Source organism: Synechococcus sp. R55.7 (genome assembly GCF_047461955.1).
Lineage (GTDB): Bacteria > Cyanobacteriota > Cyanobacteriia > Thermostichales > Thermostichaceae > Thermostichus.
This window is the reverse complement of sequence record NZ_JANSIC010000021.1, coordinates 1-16,293: the sequence shown is the minus strand read 5'-3', so window position 1 is coordinate 16,293 and position 16,293 is coordinate 1. Positions and strand designations below refer to the sequence as shown.

13 protein-coding genes and 1 tRNA gene are annotated in these 16,293 nt (G+C 61.3%); 5 read left to right on the top strand and 9 right to left on the bottom strand.

Annotated features, from left to right (window positions below):
* From NW820_RS02160 to NW820_RS02150, 3 genes are all read left to right on the top strand, one after another.
* A partial coding sequence (locus tag NW820_RS02160; protein WP_414406566.1) for a protein jag occupies nt 1–691 on the top strand: 691 nt, incomplete at its 5' end.
* Between the two features lie 89 nt (nt 692–780).
* Entirely contained in the window at nt 781–1,269 is a 489-nt protein-coding gene (locus NW820_RS02155; protein WP_414381600.1) for a YceD family protein, read from the top strand.
* Nucleotides 1,270–1,277: 8 nt separating this feature from the next.
* Nucleotides 1,278–2,189 (top strand): homogentisate phytyltransferase, encoded by a 912-nt coding sequence (locus NW820_RS02150; protein WP_414406565.1) that lies wholly within the window; start codon nt 1,278–1,280, stop codon nt 2,187–2,189.
* A 210-nt stretch (nt 2,190–2,399) separates the two neighbouring features.
* Here the strand turns inward: NW820_RS02150 and NW820_RS02145 are convergent, their stop codons facing one another.
* Nucleotides 2,400–3,200, bottom strand: coding sequence for a photosystem II S4 domain protein (locus tag NW820_RS02145; protein WP_414406564.1), 801 nt, complete (start codon nt 3,198–3,200; stop codon nt 2,400–2,402).
* 68 nt (nt 3,201–3,268) lie between these two features.
* Between NW820_RS02145 and NW820_RS02140 the strand changes: the two genes are divergently transcribed.
* Nucleotides 3,269–3,341, top strand: a tRNA-His gene (locus tag NW820_RS02140).
* A gap of 310 nt (nt 3,342–3,651) precedes the next feature.
* Here the strand turns inward: NW820_RS02140 and NW820_RS02135 are convergent.
* The 4 genes from NW820_RS02135 to NW820_RS02120 all read right to left on the bottom strand — a co-directional run bounded on the left by NW820_RS02135 (nt 3,652) and on the right by NW820_RS02120 (nt 9,506).
* On the bottom strand, nt 3,652–5,748 hold the full coding sequence (locus tag NW820_RS02135; protein WP_414406563.1) for a hydantoinase/oxoprolinase family protein: 2,097 nt from the start codon (nt 5,746–5,748) through the stop codon (nt 3,652–3,654).
* 171 nt (nt 5,749–5,919) lie between these two features.
* On the bottom strand, nt 5,920–7,176 hold the full coding sequence (locus NW820_RS02130; protein ID WP_414406562.1) for a DUF815 domain-containing protein: 1,257 nt from the start codon (nt 7,174–7,176) through the stop codon (nt 5,920–5,922).
* Nucleotides 7,177–7,266: 90 nt separating this feature from the next.
* A complete protein-coding gene (locus NW820_RS02125) occupies nt 7,267–7,557 on the bottom strand; it encodes a hypothetical protein (RefSeq protein WP_011433810.1) in 291 nt (96 codons plus the stop codon).
* A 65-nt stretch (nt 7,558–7,622) separates the two neighbouring features.
* Nucleotides 7,623–9,506, bottom strand: a complete 1,884-nt coding sequence (locus NW820_RS02120; protein WP_414406561.1) for an FAD-dependent oxidoreductase — start codon at nt 9,504–9,506, stop codon at nt 7,623–7,625.
* 88 nt (nt 9,507–9,594) lie between these two features.
* Between NW820_RS02120 and metG the strand changes: the two genes are divergently transcribed.
* Nucleotides 9,595–11,151 (top strand): methionine--tRNA ligase, encoded by a 1,557-nt coding sequence (gene metG / locus NW820_RS02115; protein WP_414406560.1) that lies wholly within the window; start codon nt 9,595–9,597, stop codon nt 11,149–11,151.
* On the opposite strand, the gene NW820_RS02110 is transcribed toward metG, so the two are convergent.
* The 4 genes from NW820_RS02110 to NW820_RS02095 form a co-directional block, all read right to left on the bottom strand.
* Nucleotides 11,148–11,696, bottom strand: a complete 549-nt coding sequence (locus NW820_RS02110; RefSeq protein ID WP_011433807.1) for a hypothetical protein — start codon at nt 11,694–11,696, stop codon at nt 11,148–11,150. The two genes, metG and NW820_RS02110, sit on opposite strands and share 4 nt — an antisense overlap.
* Nucleotides 11,693–12,064, bottom strand: a complete 372-nt coding sequence (locus tag NW820_RS02105; protein WP_011433806.1) for a YtxH domain-containing protein — start codon at nt 12,062–12,064, stop codon at nt 11,693–11,695. Before NW820_RS02105 ends, NW820_RS02110 begins: the two co-directional genes overlap by 4 nt.
* A 99-nt stretch (nt 12,065–12,163) precedes the next feature.
* On the bottom strand, nt 12,164–14,569 hold the full coding sequence (gene priA, locus NW820_RS02100) for a primosomal protein N' (RefSeq protein ID WP_414406567.1): 2,406 nt from the start codon (nt 14,567–14,569) through the stop codon (nt 12,164–12,166).
* 41 nt (nt 14,570–14,610) lie between these two features.
* The gene (locus NW820_RS02095; protein ID WP_414342953.1) at nt 14,611–15,975 is read right to left on the bottom strand and encodes a hypothetical protein; all 1,365 of its coding nucleotides are present in this window, start codon (nt 15,973–15,975) and stop codon (nt 14,611–14,613) included.
* Nucleotides 15,976–16,293: the final 318 nt, after the last annotated feature.

The window sequence follows — 16,293 nt, the reverse complement described above, 5'->3', positions numbered from 1 at the left end:
GAGCCCTAGGGGATCCTCGCTGTTGGGGTGGACTTGTGGTGGAGTGTTGATACCTCTTCAAAGTTGGAAGCTGCCCAGGATGAGCCGTCCTAAGTCTTCTACGGGATCTGCTGCTAAGAAATCTGAGGGAACCGTTGCCCCTTCGCCAAACAAGTCCACCTTTGCGGCCAATCAAGAGCGAGCCAGGCAGTGGTTACAGCAGGTGCTGGCGGCTATGGGGATCCCAGCGGCGGTGCGGGTGGTGGGGGAGGTGCTGGAAATTGAGGCAGACTCTTTGACCCCAGCTCAGAAGCAGCTGCTGTTGGCGAAAGCCCCCCCCTTGCCCTCTCCATCTTCCAGAGATTCCCCTCAAGAGGAGGATCGCTCCCCCGTGGTGCTGGATGCGTTGCAGTACCTGGCCAACACCCTTCTCAACCTGAACCAGCCGGAAGACCAGCAGCAGCCCTACATTTTGGATTTGGACGGCTATCGGCAGCGGCGTTTGCAGGAGCTGAAGGTTTTGGTTGCCGCTGCTGTGGAAAAGGTGAGGGCCACTGGCCGGGAATACGAGTTTCCCGATCTCTCGGCTGCCGAGCGTCGGCAGATTCACACGCTCTTGAATGACCCTGCCTATGCCGATCTGGAAACTTTCAGCCGTGGCAAAGAGCCTGACCGGCGCTTGGTTATCCGTCGGGCAGCTTCCCCATCTTGAGAGTGGGCAGAGGGCTGGGAACAAGTTGGCCCTCTTGCTACGGTGACGACAGGGATCCCTGCTACCCAAAACGCGTGAAGGGGGGTGCCATGCTGAGGCCAATTCGTCTATCGGATCTGCGGCAGATGCCCGGTCAAACCCAAGAATTGCAGTTTAGGCAGTTTTTTTCGGGCTTTGAGAGTTTGACCCCTGTGGAGGGATCCCTGGAAGTCAGCCATCGGGGCCATTTTCTCGAAGTGAGTGCTGAAGCTCGTACCATTGTCACCCTCACCTGCCACCGCTGCCTACAGCAGTTCAACCACCGGCTGCACCTGGAAGTTGAGGAGATCATTTTGATTCGGGATCCCGAACCTCTCCCCTTGGAGCTGGAATTGCAAGACGAAGAAGATCTGCTGGAGAGCCTGCCCCCCAATGGTGAGCTGGATGTCGAAGACTGGATGTACCAGCACCTGCATTTGGAGATGCCCCGCCAGTTGCCCTGCCGTCCCGATTGTCCGGGCATTGCGGTGGAAGCTACAGCACCAACGGCGGATCCCCGCTGGGCAGCCCTAGCTTCTCTCCTGGAAGACTCTCCCTAGCTTTTTCGATGTTGCGCCCACAAGTTCTCTGGCGTTTTGCTCGACCCCACACCGTCTACGGCACCAGCGCCAGCGTGGTGGGCCTCTACCTGTTGGCGGGGTTTGTGGCTGCCGGATCCCTGCAACCGGTTCTCTCCGCACTACCCCACCTGGTCTGGGCTTGGGCAGCCTGTTTGGCGGCCAATGTCTACATCGTCGGCTTGAATCAACTGACGGATGTTGAAATCGACCGCATCAACAAGCCCCATTTGCCCTTGGCTGCTGGATCCCTGAGTTGGCGACAGGGGGTGGGGATCGTCGTGGGTTGTGGGGTGGCGTCCGTCCTACTGGCCATGGCCGGGATCCCCTACCTGCTGCTGACGGTGCTTTTGAGCAATGGGATCGGCACGGCCTATTCGTTGCCCCCCTTGCGGTTGAAGCGTTTTCCGCTGGCGGCCTCGGCTTGCATCTACAGCGTGCGCGGCTTGATCGTCAATTTGGGCCTTTACAGCCATTTTCAGCAGGTGATGCAGGGAAGGGTCGAGCTTTCAGCCCCGATTGTTTGGCTGACGGGGTTTATGTCGATTTTTGGGCTGGTGATCGCCCTTTTCAAAGATATTCCCGACATGGAAGGGGATCGCCAGTTTGCCATTGCCACCTTCTCGCTGCGCTTTGGGCCAGAGCGGATCTCAAGGTTTTGTATCGGCATTTTGGCCTTGTGCTATCTGGGATTTATCGGGGTGGGGATCTCTTTTCTCCTTGCGGGCAACGGCCTCTGGCTGTTGGTGAGCCATGTGTTGGGGCTGGGGATCCTCTTGGGCTATGGTGTCCATCTGGATCTCAGCCGTCGGGAGGCGATTGTTGGCTATTATCAACTGATCTGGAAGTTGTTTTACTTGGAGTATTTGCTTTATCCCTGGGCCTTTTTCTCTTTTTTCTAGAGCATTTCTTGAAGCTGCAGTCGCTTCAAATTAGGGTGGACACCTGAGCTACTGATCGCGCCAGCGGGACGGAGTCCTTGAAAAGACTTCTGGCCCTATGCATTATTGCTCTACAACACTGACGCGACCAACGTTTCGGGTGTGGGCACAGTATCCTAGTTTGAACCAAAATGAGCATAACGATCTCCCCAAACTCAGACAGGAAAAAATCTAGAGATACCGCGTCATTTGCACTCGAAAGCGGCCTTTTTTCGTTTCGGCTACCTCTTCGATTTGCAGCCGACCACGACCGCGAATGGCAATCCAATCCTGAGGGCCAACGGTGTAGCTGGCTTGGGTAATGGGCTTCCAGTTGACCCGCACTTCCCCCCGTTGGATTTCTTCCACCATCTTGCTGCGGGAGATGCCAAACCCAGCTGAGGCTACCGCATCCAGGCGCAAAGAGGCTTCCACGCTGGTGATGGATTTGACGCGGGGGGGTTGAATGTTCAACTGGCTCAGGAGGATCCGGCTCACTTTGACAGGCACTGTGCGCACCTGAGTCAGGTTTAGGGTGAGGTAATCCACCATTTCGGGCACAACGATGGCCTGGGCGCCTGAGTCCCCCAACAGGAGGATGTCTCCCACTTTCTCGCGGGCGATGCCGGCTCCCAAAAGGGCTCCCAGAAAATCGCGGTGGGTAGCCGGGTCGAAGAGAAAGTTGCCTTGAATCTGAATGGCGGCCAATGGGATCCCTTCTGGGTCGGGCTTGGGATCCCGGACATCCAGGCCCACCTCAGAGCGGGCCAGGGCTATGCGTTGGCGTTCTGCTTGGGGGTACCCTCCCCAGGCCCCCACTTGTAGTTCGGTCAAGTTGCGCAGCCGAGCTTGCACCTCCGCTATTTCGGGTGGGGAAAGGAAGTCGCTCCAGACCACTTGCCAGGTCTTGAGGGCTTGCTCTCCCAAATCCAAGACCCGTGCCAAGGTTTCTCGATACTCTGCCCCTCGCAACAAATCGGCTCTGGGTAGCATTTGGGGTGCTTCGACCTCTGTGGTTCAGTCCCGTTTTTCCCATGCTAAGCTAGATAGCCGGAATCACGGCGGGCGTAGCCAAGCGGTTAAGGCAGAGGATTGTGGATCCTCCATTCGTGGGTTCGAGTCCCATCGTCCGCCCTTGAGGGAAATCGCGAAAATCCAGTCAGGGCAAGGGCTGCAGAGGCCAGTCCATCTATCTAGACCCTGCCCAATGAAAACAAGCAACACCCCATCTGGACGCAAAAATCGTGAAGGGAGTCGTCAAGGCAATCTGCAGCCCCTGGCTCTCCCCCTCAAAACAAGCTCGGTTAGGGTCGTTTCAGGTTAGGGTGAGCTTCTGGCCCCCTGCATTATTGCTCCGCAACGCCGACGCGAGCAACGTTTTGGGTGTGGGCACAGTATCCTAGTTTGAATCGAAATGACCATGACGCTCTGCTTGCGGATGGACTCACCAGGACTTTGTCCCGCTATCGCGAACACAGCTCAAGATTAGGGTTCCCACTTCGTCAATGACACCTGTCCAACCGGCTTCGATCACCGCAGTTGCCTCCGGCATCTCGACAATTGCCGGCCCGCGCAGTTGAAACCCCACATCCATGCGCTGCCGATCGTAGACCGGCACCAGGCGCATCCTGCCCCCAAACCATGCCTCTCGCCGACCCTTGAGGGGATCCCCTGGCAAAGGGTGGGGTGCAGTCAAAGGCACGGTGGGTAGGGCCTGCACCGCCTGTAGACGCAACTGAATCACCTCCACCGGCTGGGCTAAATCCTGCCATCCATAGCGTTGTCGGTGGGCCTGGTGAAACTGCTGTTCCAGATGAGCAATCGGATCCGACAACCGCACCGGGATCCCCAACTCAAAAGACTGGCCGCGATAGCGCAAGTCCAAGCTGAAGTGCAACGCCGGCTCCTGCAGATCGGCTTGGGCCTGGCGGATCAGGGGTTCTGCCCATTGGGCCAGCAGGGATCCCCCTGAAGCGGACGTGAGCTGCCGCAGAGGTTGGAGGATGGCCCGCCGATAGTCTCGCCGCAGATCTGCCAAAGCCATTCCCAGCGCCGAGAGCACCCCACAGGCAGCCGGGATCAAGATCGTGCGGATGCCCAGCTCTTCTGCCAAAGCACAGGCATGCATGGGCCCGGCTCCGCCGAAGGCCAACAGGGCAAAATCGGCGGGATCCAAACCCCGCTCCACGCTGATCACCCGCAAGGCCCGCGACATGGCGACATTCGCCAAGGTGCGAATGCCAACGGCAGTTTCCTGCAAGCTCAAACCCAAGGGATCCGCCAGCGTGGCAATAGCCTGTTCCGCCAGCTCCCGCCGTAGCTGCACCGAGTCGCCCAGCCGCCCGCCATCCGGCAGGTACCCCAGCCAGAGGTTGGCATCGGTAACCGTCGGAGCTGTTCCCCCCCGACCGTAGCAGGCCGGCCCGGGGTTGGATCCGGCACTCTCTGGCCCCACCTGGAGCCCACCGCCGGGCAGCAAATAGGCCAGGGATCCGCCGCCGGCACTGACGGTGTGGATATCAATTTGGGGCTGTTGCACGGGCAAGCCACACACCACCGCTGCGGGAGTAACCTGGGGGATCCCATCTTGGATCAAGGCCACATCCGTGCTGGTTCCCCCCATATCGAAGCTGAGCAAGTGGGGGTAGCCACTCAGGCGACCCAGATAGGCCGCCCCATAAACCCCGCCTGCCGGCCCCGAGAGCAAAGCCACCGAAGCATGGGCCGCCGCCTGAGGGATGGAGGTCACCCCGCCGGAAGACTGCATGATCAACGGTTGGGGGATCCCTCGCTCCCGACATCCTTGGGCCAAGCGGTGCAGGTAGCCCGCCAATGCCGGGCTGAGGTAGGCATCGATGGCGGTGGTGCTGAAGCGCTCGTATTCTCGGAACTCCGGCGCCACCTCGCAAGACAGGGAAAGGTGTAGCTCCGGGAAAGCCTGTCGCAAGGCCATTCCCAGCCGCTGTTCGTGCTCCGGGTAGAGAAAAGAAAACAAAAACCCCACCCCAATAGCGCGGATCCCATCCCGCTGCACCCGTTCCCCCACCTCCTGCACCACCCGCCGGATTTCGGCATCGGTGAGCGGCTCCAACACTCCGCCCGCGCTGCAGCGCTCCTTCACCTCCAGGCAATGGTGGCGGGGCACCACCGGCTCCGGCTTGGGCTGCGTCAGGTCATACAGAGAGGGGCGGTTTTGACGGGCAATGGCCAGCACATCCCGAAAGCCCGCCGTGGTCAAAAACAGGGTGGGGGATCCCTTGCGCTCCAGCAGCGCGTTGGTGGCCACCGTCATGCCATGGCAGAACAGGTCAACCCGGAGCTCTCCTTGGAGCGCCCCCAGCTTGTCCAGCGCCGCAAAGACCCCCTCCTCAGGGCTGGGGGTAGACAGCACCTTCGCCGTCTGCATCTGGCCGTCGCGCAGGAGCACCAGATCGGTAAAGGTGCCCCCCACATCGATCCCCAGGCGGGCCAAGCCTCGGCTTGCTTCCGTCTGATCCAGATTGGCCGGATCGAGGTTGCTACCCAACGCTGATGCGACCATGGCTTCCATCGTGCATTTCTTTTGCCTTCTTCTGGGGCCAGCCCTTGGTCGGACTATGGCTATGACGCCTGGCTTTTGTAACGGCAGAGACAGGCTGACCGGCGCCCCTTCGTGTAGCGAGTGTAGCTCAGCAACTTCTGTCTTTTTTGGAGTTTGGAATAGTCACCACCTCTAGCTCGGAAGTCCATCGTTGCCTTTCACCAGCCCTGCCCGAACGGCATCCAAGAACTGGCGGGCAGTGCGACCGGAAAAGCCGTTTTGCTGTTGGGCCCAGATTAAGGCCTGGCGGCGCAGGGCATCCAGAGATTGGGTGAAACCCAGCCGCTGGGCCAAGTGTTCTACGGTTGCCAGGTAATCTCCCTGGGTGAAGGGGGTGAAGGTGAGGGTGAGGCCGAAGCGATCCCGCAGCGACAGCTTTTCCTGTACGGTATCCCAGGCGTGAACTTCTTGATCTTGGGGATTGGGACGGTCGCCGAAAAACTCGCGGATGAGATGGCGGCGGTTGCTGGTGGCATAAAGGCGCACGTTGGGGGGCGGCGCAACGAGATCCCCCTCCAGGAGCACCTTGAGCTGCTTGAACTCGGTTTCCTCTGCCTCAAAGGAGAGATCGTCCACAAACAAGATGAAAGGCAACACCTGCGCCCGCAGCTCTGCCAAAATTTCCGGCAACTGAATCAAGTCTGTTCGCCTCAGCTCCAATAGGCGCAACCCCTGCGGGCCGTAGCGGCGCAACAACGCCTTCACCAGAGAAGACTTGCCGGTGCCCCGCGCCCCGTAGAGCAACACATGCAAAGCCGGATCCCCCCGCAGCAGCGCTTCGGTGTTGGCCGCCAACTGCTGTTTCTGCCGTTCGTAGCCGTAGATCTCCTCCCAGTCAGACAGATCGGGAGCAGGGATCCCTTCTAGCCCTGCTGGCCCCCAGCGAAAGGCCCAGTAGCGACCACAGAGCCCTACCCCCCTTTGGCGGTAGTGGGCAATTAAGGTCTCCAAGCTCTGGCCCCAATCGGCAAAAGAGCGGGGATCCCAGCCAGCGCTATCGGTTTCCCCATCGGGCCAGGGGATCCCCAACCCCAACGCCTGCATCTGCTCGGCAATGGTCTCCTGACTGTCCGCTAGGGTTTGCAGACAGCGCAGGTCGTGGCGGGCAGCCTGCATCAGAGGCTCTGGGATCCCTTGGGGCTGCAGCGCTGCACGGGCAAAGGGGTTATCGGCCCAGCGGATCTCCCGGATCAGCCACTCCCGCCAGCTCAGGCCCTGCCGGGCCAACTGCTCAAACCAGCGCCCGTAGGCCGCCCAGCACGGCAGGGGATCCCCACTCATCAACTGCTGGATTAGCTCCTGCCAGGCTAGGGCTAGGGGGTGGGTGCAGATGTCCCGGAATACCAGCAGCTTGGCCGCTGCTTCTGCTGCTTCTTGGAGGGGGGTCATCGCTTGAAGCCGCTCTAACTTGGCGTTGCTTATCCGCTCCCTAGGGGAGGAGACTGGGGGTAGTTGCGTTAACAACACGGAGCGCTTGAGTTACCTGGCATTGTCCCGCCGGCCCAGTTCATAGAGGCCTCCGCCGACGCAGGCGATCAGGCCGCAGGAGACGGCCCAGCTTTTGCCCAAGGAGATCTCCGTCAGGGCTACCACCAAGCCTGCTGCCAGCAAAAAGGGAAGGGTGCTCAGCAAGGAAGCCAAAGCTCCACTGGGATCCCATAGCAATTGCTTTTCCCAGCTCTCCTGCAGCTTTTGATGCAGCGGCGAAAACCCCCACATTAGCCCTAAGCCCCACAGAGCCGTGGCGGCCCATAAAGAGGGGCGAAGCATCTCCCAGCCCACAAGTCCAACCCCAACGGGATCCACCGGTCAACTCCCAACCCTGCCTTTCTAGGCTAGCGGGATTGGGCCCAATCGGTGGCGGTAATGGTGGTGCCAGGAAATTGAATGGGGTTGCCCAAGCTCTGGATTTGGGCCTGGAGAGCTGGCAACAGCCGCAAATCCAAAAGCGGCTCCTCCACGATCTCCGCCGGGATCAGATCCCGTTCTAGGGCAAAGTGGGCCGTGTGGCCGGCGGCGGTGCCAATGGCCCATTCCACCGGATGCACCCGGTAGGAGGCACTGGCAATGCGGCTGGTGGCGATATTTTTGTTGCCGGCTAGCAGATTGTCAATGCGCTGGGGGATCAGAGCCCGCAGGGGGATCTGGTAAGGGTAGCTGGGGGCCTGCGCGTCTTTGTTGTTGCTGGGGGGCAGGGAAAAATCCGGCAGCAGGCAGTCGTGAAAGTCGATGGGGTACTGGCCCACCCCCACTGAGTCGTAGAAGATAAAGGGGCGACCACGATTCAACTCCGATTCCCGCGTGGTGATGTCCGACTCGTAGATGGTAAATCCTTCTGGGTAGGAGAGGCTGGGCCGACCAATGATGCGCCGCGACTCGCGGATATAAGGGTACTTGGAGAGGCCGCTGGCAGTTCCCATGGGGGTATTGGGCCCCCGTAGGTAGGCATAGCGCAAGTAGAAGTCTTTTTGAAAGTTGGGATCCTCCTGTTGCAGGAGAAAATCCGTCCTTCCCGCCACCAGCCAGTAGAAAAAGCCCTTAGCATGCTGCTCAGCTCGCCGCAGGGCTTCCACCCGCAGGCCCCCCATCCAGCCGCCCGGCTGCAGTTGGCCTGAGGCCTGCAGTTGCTCGTGGGTAAGGATGAGGTTCATCTCCGGGCCGGTGATGCGCCAGTCGTTGCCCCAGGTCCAGTTCTGCATGGATTGATCCCCCACCCGGATGGCCTCTTCCCCAAAGCCGAACACCTGCCCCCGGATGCGGCGGTAGGTGAAGATCAGCGCAAAGTTGAAGCGAGGGTGTTCGTAACTGTAGTAGGGGCCGTGCAGGGGATCGTTGTAGAACTCGGGCTTGATGGGGACTTGGGGCACAGCAGAGCGCTCCAGGACAAAGGTGTAGGTGAAGCCCTGGGTACAGTAGGGATCCACATAGGGCTTGGAGCTGGGTTCCCAGCGGCTTTGGCCATCGGTTCCCAGGCGGTAGGGCACCCGCGCCAGGGGCAGCAGCTCGCCGGTTTCGGTGGCATCGATCACCACCCAGGGCAGGGTTTTCCCCTGGCGTTCTGGCGGCGGCTCAAAGCGCAGGATCTCCTTGTCCCAGTCGTCGGTGGGCTCCAGGCGGTAAAAGTCCAGGAGATAGGTGGACAAATCCCCCCGCTGCTCCGGCTCCACGCCGGCGTGTTTGGGGATGTTGCGAATGGCCTGCACACTGCGGATCTGAGAGTCTTTGATCTCCAAATCCTTCACTACCGTCTCGGTGAACAGCCGCAACTGCCCCGACTGCAGATAGGGATCCAACATCTCCCGAATCACCTGGTGGCCCACCTGAGGGGAAAAGCAGAGCACGCTCACCCAGCATTTGCCCGGATTGGGATCCCCGCCGTATTTTTCCCGTACCCGCCGGCGAAACTCGCTGTAGCCTTTGGGGAAGATGTCATTTTCTCGTTGCAGGGGTCGCTCGTCCAAAGCGGAGACTCCCTGGGCGCTCACCTGCCCCCCGATCCAATCGGTGATCTCCGTCATGCACACCTGCCGGCCCAGTTGCAGCGCGTCATAGGCCGCCGCCACCCCCCCCAGCCCACCCCCGGCAATGAAGATCTCACAGGGGATCCGGGTTTCCGGCAGGGGCGCCGTCGATGGTTGGGCCAGGCCCGCTCCCGCCCCGAGGATCCCTACTCCCAACGCCACACCGCTCCACCCCGGAAGGTTGACCTGAAGTTTCATCGAATGAGCCTCTCCCCACCCACGCTACAGCTTGGCCTTTTGGACTTTCCGGCAACCTCTATCATGGGAGAAAGCCTTGCGGATGCTCATGCCGGATTCCACCTTTGTCATCACCACCCCCATCTACTACGTCAACGCCGCTCCCCACATCGGCAGCGCCTACACCACCCTGGTGGCGGATGCCATTGCCCGTTACCATCGCCTGCGGGGCAAGGATGTGCTGATGGTGACGGGAACCGACGAGCACGGCCAGAAGATCCAGCGTACCGCCGAAGAACGGGGCGTTCCGCCGCAGCAGCACTGTGATGAGTTTTCTGCCGAGTTTGCGAAACTGTGGCACCTACTCCACATCCGCCACGACCGCTTTATCCGCACCACCAACCCTCGCCACAAAGCCATTGTGCGGGAGTTTTTTCAGCGGGTCTGGGATCAGGGGGATATTTTCGTTGGGCGGCAGCAGGGGTGGTACTGCGTTGCCTGCGAAGAGTTCAAAGACGAGGCCGAGCTGCTGGAGGGAGGATTTTGCCCCCTGCACCCCACCAAGAAGGTGGAGTGGAAAGATGAAGAAAACTACTTTTTTCGCCTCTCCCGCTACCAGGAAAAGCTGGAAGCCCTCTATGCCGAGCAGCCGGAGTTTATCCAGCCAGAAAGCCGCCGCAATGAGGTGATCAACTTTGTCAAGCAGGGCCTGCGGGATTTTTCCATCTCTCGCCCTAGTGTCTCCTGGGGGATCCCCTTCCCGGCAGATCCCGGCCAAACCCTCTACGTCTGGTTTGACGCCCTGATCAACTACATCAGTGCCGCTCTGGATCCTGACGACGAGCCCACCTTGGCAAATGCCCTACGCCGCTACTGGCCTGCGGATGTGCACCTGGTGGGCAAGGACATCGTCCGCTTTCATGCCATCTACTGGCCGGCTATGCTCATGTCGGCCGGTCTGCCTCTGCCCAAACAAATCTTTGGCCACGGCTTTCTCACCAAGGATGGCCTCAAGATGAGCAAAAGCCTGGGGAACACGGTGGATCCCTTTGAGCTGGTGCGCCAGTACGGCGCCGATGCCGTGCGCTACTACTTTCTGACGGAAATCGAGCTGGGCAAGGATGGCGATTTCAGCGAGGGCCGCTTCGTTGACGTGCTCAACGCCGATCTGGCCAACGACCTGGGCAACTTGCTCAACCGCACCCTCAACATGCTCAGGAAATATCAATCCGACTACCGCGTTCCCGCCGTCGGGATCCCTGCAGATCACCCCCTCAAAACCCTGGCCGAGCGCCTTGCCCCGGCAGTGGCCGACGCCTACGAGCGGCTGGATCCCAGCTCTGCTGCCCGCAAAGCCCTCAGCTTAGCCCAGGCCAGCAACAAATACCTTGATGAGCAGGCTCCTTGGACGCTGCACAAGCAAGGGCAGGGGGAACGGGTGGCCCAGATCCTCTATGCCGTTTTGGAAAGTGTGCGCTGGGTGGCAGTCCTGCTCTCCCCCCTCATTCCCGCTCTCAGCCTCAAGATCCTGCAGCAACTGGGGTTCTCCCTCGCCGACACCCTGCAACTGCGCTGGGATCCCGATGCGACTTGGGGCCAGCTTCCCCCCGGGCAAGAGCCCCAGCCTCCTACGCCTGTCTTTCAGAAGATCCTGAGGAACGCCTAGGGATTGGCGATGTCCGGTCGGGAAGATTGGGCAGCGGCTTGGGATCCCTCTGGTGTGGCTCCGCCGGCAAAAGGGCGGTCACCTCCCAGGGGAAGTGTCGATGAAGCAGCGGAGAAAGAACGGTTGGATGGGTCGGATGGGCGCAGCCGCGGGTTGTGAATCGCGCCAGTGGTGGGGGGCACTTCGCCGGACAGCGTCTGCCAGGCTGCCCGTACCCCTGCCCAAAAGCTGCGGATATTGACTTGGGCGCCCTGGGCTTGGGTGCGTGCTCCTTCGATGGAGCGGTTGACCTGCTTCACCACTTGCCCAGCCCCTTTCACCCCTTCGTCGAGGCTGTCGGCAATCTCGCTCACTTCCAGGCTGGTCAGGCGCAGGGCCTCCAGCGTGGGCGGCAATTCCCGCAGCAGCGTGTCGAAAAAGCGCTCCACGCTCTGGGCAGCTCGACCCAGTTGAATGACGGCAGGTAGTAGGGTCAGGATCACTGCCAAAATGCCCACTGCTACCAGGCCTACCGAGAGGCCGAGCCAAAAGACCGGGTCGTTCATCCCGCCGCCTCCTCCCCATCCCGAGCTTCTAGGTCAGCTTCTTCCCCGCCAAAGGGACGCGAGTTCTGGGCTTGGAGCAGCTCCCTTCGCTTCTGCAACATGGCTTCTTTGCCCACCGCCACTGCCTGCTGCAGCCGCAGCAGAGCCTCATCCAAACTGCGTTGGGCAGCGTCGAACAACTTTTCCGATTGATATTGCAGACTGCTGGTCACATCTTCTGCCACCTCTGGCAGGGCCTCTGCCGATTTCTTCAGCAGTCGCCGCGTCTCCCGTCCGCTGCGGGGAGCCAAGAGCAGGCCGATGGCGGTGCCCACAGCAGTTCCCAGCAACAGCCCACCGATAAACGCGCCAGTCCGGTTTTCAGCCATGCTTTGCCAGAGTTGAGTTGGATACGGGTGGCCCCGAAACCAGACTACCTTAAGATCTCGCGGGATCGGCGGGCTTGCCGCGCGCCGGGTCAACTGTTCCTAGAGAATCCGCAGGGGATCCACATCTATGCTGACGCGGATCCCTTGGGGGAGATGGCCAATGGCGGCCTGAATCTGCGCAGCCAGCTTCGGGCGATCCCAACCTTGGTCGGGAAGCTGCTTCAACAGGATCTGCCAGCGGTAGCGTCCGGCAACCCGCTCCACCTGGGCCGGCCCCGGCCCCAACACCTCTGCTGGGATCCCCTGTAGGCGTTCGGCCACCCGATGGCAGTAGCGCTCCAGGGCTTCCAGGCGGGTGCTGCTCAAGCGGATCAAAATCAAGGCTCGATGGGGAGGATAGCCCCCCTCTTGCCGTTGTTGCAGTTCTGCCCGCAAGAAGCCCTCGTAATCTTGGGCCAGCACCGCCCTCAAAATCGGGTGCTCCGGCAGATAGGTCTGGATAATCGCCTGTCCTGGCAGGGATCCCCGGCCCGAGCGCCCTGCCACCTGGGTGAGCAGTTGAAAGCTGCGCTCGCCGGCGCGATAGTCGGCTTGGTGCAACAGCCCATCGGCGGCCATCACGCCCACCAAGGTCACCTGGGGAATGTCCAACCCTTTGGTGAGCATTTGCGTGCCCACCAGCACCTGGGCCTTGCCGCTGCGAAACTGCTCCAGCAAATCGCGATGGGATCCCTTGCGGCGGGTGGCGTCGCTGTCGTAGCGCAAAATCGAGAGCTGGGGCCAATGCTGGTGCAGCACTTCCACCACTTTTTGGGTGCCGGTGCCGAAGTGCTTCAGGTAGGGGGATCCACAGGCGGGGCAGCGCTGCGGATGGGGTTGGCGGGCGCCGCAGTAGTGGCAGCGCAGTTCCTGCCCGCCGAGATGGGCCAGATGAAAGGTGAGAGAAACATCACAATGCTCGCAGGTGAGGACAAACCCGCAGCTACGGCACAAGACGAAGGTGCTGTGGCCGCGGCGGGGGACAAAGAGAATGGCCTGTTCCCCTCTGTCCAGCGTCTGCTGCAGGGCCTGGTGTAGACGGCGGCTGAGGATGCTGCGGTTGCCGGCTTGGAGCTCCTGGCGCATGTCCACCAGCTCCAGTTGGGGCAGGGTGGCCGGGATCCCAGCTTGGGGGATGCGCTGCGGCAGGGCCAGCCGGATCCACCGCTGCGGATCCTGCAGATGGGCGGCATAGGTTTCCACTGCTGGGGTTGCACTGCCCAGGACCAGGGGACAACCGGCCAGCTCGGCCCGCCACTCGGCCACCTGACGGGCGTGGTAGCAGGGCTGGGGCTGATCCTGCTTGAAGCTGTCGTCGTGCTCTTCGTCCAAGACGATCAGGCCCAGCTTGGACAAGGGGGCAAACACCGCCGAGCGGGTGCCGATCACCACTTGGGGGGTGGAGGACAGCATCTGCCGCCAGGTGTCGTAGCGCTCGCCTTCCGAGAGGCCGCTGTGGTAGGCCCACACCTGGGATCCCAGCCGCGCCCGAAACCGATCCATCAGTTGCGGGGTAAGGCCGATCTCGGGCACCAGCACCAGCGCCGACCGTCCTTGCTGCAGCACCTGGGCGATCACCTGCAGGTACACTTCCGTTTTCCCAGAACCGGTGACCCCGTGCAGTAAAAACCGCTGGAACCGGCCCAAAGCTTGCCGGATCGCCTCTACCGCCTGGGCCTGGGCGGCCGTCAAGGGCCTGGGCGGATCCCGCCACCCCGGCAGGCTGGCATCTCCCAGCCGCAGCAGTGGGCGCTCGTAGAGGTGGACACGGCCTTTGCGGGCCAACCCCTGCAGAACCGCTCGGCTCACTCCTGCCAGGCGCTCCCACTCGGCGAGCAGCAGCTCTCCCCCCTTCTGCTTGAGGATCTGCAGCGCCTTCTGCTGAGGGAGGCTCAGCCCCTCTGGGGAGTCGTCGGCCAGACTGGCGGCCAGCTGGGTTTTCACCCTGCCCCCCTGTTGCTCCTGCCAAAAGCTCTCCACCCAACCCCGTCGCTGCAGTTCCCGCAGGGCGAGGGCGGCAGTGGGCACCTGCTGTTGCACATAGCGCCAAGACAGCTCTCCCCCTTTGGCCTGAAGCAGCTGCAGCAGGGTTTGGGCAGCCGGCGAACATTCCTCCCCTTCGGCAGGGAGCCTGAGCAAGCGGACACGCCGCTGAGAACGGCTGAGCAAGCCGGGGGGCAATACCGTGCGCACCACCTGGGCCAGAGGGGTGAGGTAATAGTCGGCCACCCGCTGCAGCAGGGGCCAGAATTCTTTGGGCAGGATCCCTTTGGCCACCACCGCCTCGATCTCCCGCACCGACTGCGGATCCACCCCTGCCGGCAGCTCGGAGCGCCAACCCAAGGCCACTGCCCCCGCCATTTGCTGACCAAAGGGTACGCTGAGCAGGTCGCCCGCTTCTGGCGCGGATCCCTCTGGCACACGATAGGTAAAGCAACCCCCCAAATGGGGATGATCCACCCACACTTCCAGCCAGCGGGGAGGAACAGGCTGCAACACGGGATCCCTCACGGACGGGGCAGAAACCTCGGCAGATCGACCGCCCGCTTGCTTGCCCGAGACGGTAGAGGTTGGGCCAGGGGCTGAATTGTAGGCTTGGCAGCAGGGGTTGGAGACAGAGCCTGGCCAAGGGACTCTGTTCGCGTGAGGGCGCTGGAGGTATCGGCCCGAGGTGGGACATCCAAGCCTTTGCGTTCCAAAGCCGCCTTCAAGCTCAGCACATGCATCTGCTGCTGCTCGTATTTTTCTCGGAGAGAGCGGTTTTCTTCCCACAGGGCAGCACGCTCCCCTTGCAGGGCTTTGATCTGCTCTGCTTGCTTCTCCAGTTGCGTGGACAAGGTTGCAATTTCTTCTTGCAGATGGAGAATGGTTGCCTGCGCAGAGCGCAACTGTGGCTGCCAGTCGGGTTGGGCGGCCAACTGCTCCAAGGCAGCCTGCAACTGCCGCTCCATGGCGGAGAGATGCTGCTGGGCTTGGGCGTACTGTTCCTGCAGATGGCGGTGCTCTTGCTGCCAACGGGTAACTTCCGCCTGGGCTTGAGAGAGGGCCACTTGCAGCGCTTCGGCCTGGGCCTGCCACTGCTGTTGAAGCTGTTGCTGCGCCAGGGATCCCTGGCGCAGATGCTCCTGCTGAGCTTGCAAAGCCGCCAATTGAGCTTGGGCTTCGGCCAGGGCTGCTTCTAGCTCTTGCCGTTGTTCCCGCCAGCGCTGCTCGGCCTCGGCTTCCGTCTCGGCATAGCCCGCCAAACGGGCCTCGAGGTGTTCCCGTTGCTCCTGCCAGGCTGCCTGTTGGTCGCTGTACAAAGCCCGCAGGCTGCTCAGCTCCGCCTGAGTTTCGGCAATTTGAGTGCGGGCCAGAGAAAGCTCTGCCTTAAAGCGTTGCAGCATTTCCACCCGCTTTTCCGCCACATCCTGGGCTTCCAGCAGAGAGGCCTGCAGCTCCTGCTGGCGCTGTTCCCATTGACGGCGCTCCTGAGCGTGGGCCAAGCGTAGCTGCTCAATCTGCTCCTGCAGGGCCTCGATATCCTGCCGCTGCCGTTCATTTAAGCGTTGCCGAGCAGCAAGCTGAGCTTCCTGATCCGAGATCTGGACTTTCTGAGCCGCCAAAGTCTGCTGCAACTGTTGCAAGAGATGCTCCCGCTCCTGCAGCGCCTTCTCTTGTTCGGCCACCTTCTGGTGCAAAGCCTGCAGTTGTTCCTGAAGAACTCGCCGCTCTTGGAGCTCGGCTTCGGCTTTGAGCAGACGGCTCTCCAAGGGCTGTTGCTGCCTCAGGGCCAAATGGCGCTCCGTGCTGGGATCCGGCTCGGATGCTGAACAGCCCGCATGAGTCTCTGAAAGGATGGGATCCGAGTCACCTGAAGAGGGAGCACGCATAGATTGAAGGAGAGATGAAGAAGCGGGAGCAAATGATAAAGTTCCCTGCAGTATAGAGAGATTTTTGGGCGGGTTCAAGCCAGAAGGGTGATCTTGTAAAATCTCCTGCTGCTCCGCACGGCGCGGAGTGCTATCGGCCTGTTTTGGCCGCGCTCTTGCTTCTGAGGTTCCCAAATCCCCGGACTGGGCAGAAGGGCTTGGCTTACTTTTTTTCGGCCGCGAGGCCCGATCCCGACCGGAAGAGGTCTCCCCTTGCTTGGGCGTGCTCTGAGAGTCTGCCACCTTGCCCCCTTTCATCGCCCACAACACCCACCCCCG